Genomic DNA, 469 nt, shown 5'->3' on the forward strand with positions numbered 1-469 from the left:
CCGCGGCAGTGCGGGACCATGCTGGCAGACCCCTGCCGGAGCTGCGCCCCATGGCCGATGCCCCGCCCCGCCCTGGCCACAACGGCGGCCCGCCGCTCGACCCGCCGGAGGCGGATCTCGGCTGGAACGCCTGGAACTGGCGCCGCGCGCATCGCCGGGCCTGGAAGACGCCGCCGCGCGAGATCGCGCTGCGCCGTCTGGCCCGGGCCGAGGAGCTCGGCATCAGCTACCGCGACTACCAGCTCGAGATCCTGGAGCGCGGCCGTTACCTCTGACGTGTCACGGCGCCGTCCAGCGCAGTGGCGAGGGCGGCGGCTGGCAGGCGGCCGGGGCCTGCGGCGTGCAGTCGCGCGGCCGGTCGCGGTTGGAGCTCTGGGCATACCAGCTCAGCCGCCCCTGCTCCTCGCCGTCGAAGCCGGATTGCAGCACCACCTGCTGCCCGACCCGGGCCGAGGCCAGGCCGCGCGGC

2 protein-coding genes are annotated in these 469 nt (G+C 76.3%); one reads left to right on the forward strand and one right to left on the reverse strand.

Going from position 1 to position 469, the window contains the following annotated elements; translation table 11 throughout:
* Positions 1-275, forward strand: a 275-nt coding sequence (locus BKE38_RS29805; RefSeq protein ID WP_242662629.1) for a hypothetical protein, incomplete at its 5' end; no start/stop codon positions are given.
* Positions 276-279: 4 nt separating this feature from the next.
* Here the strand turns inward: BKE38_RS29805 and BKE38_RS32670 are convergent.
* On the reverse strand, positions 280-469 hold a 190-nt coding region (locus BKE38_RS32670), incomplete at its 5' end, for a hypothetical protein (protein ID WP_165694331.1).

The organism is Teichococcus deserti, assembly GCF_001982615.1.
Taxonomy (GTDB): Bacteria; Pseudomonadota; Alphaproteobacteria; order Acetobacterales; family Acetobacteraceae; genus Pseudoroseomonas; species Pseudoroseomonas deserti.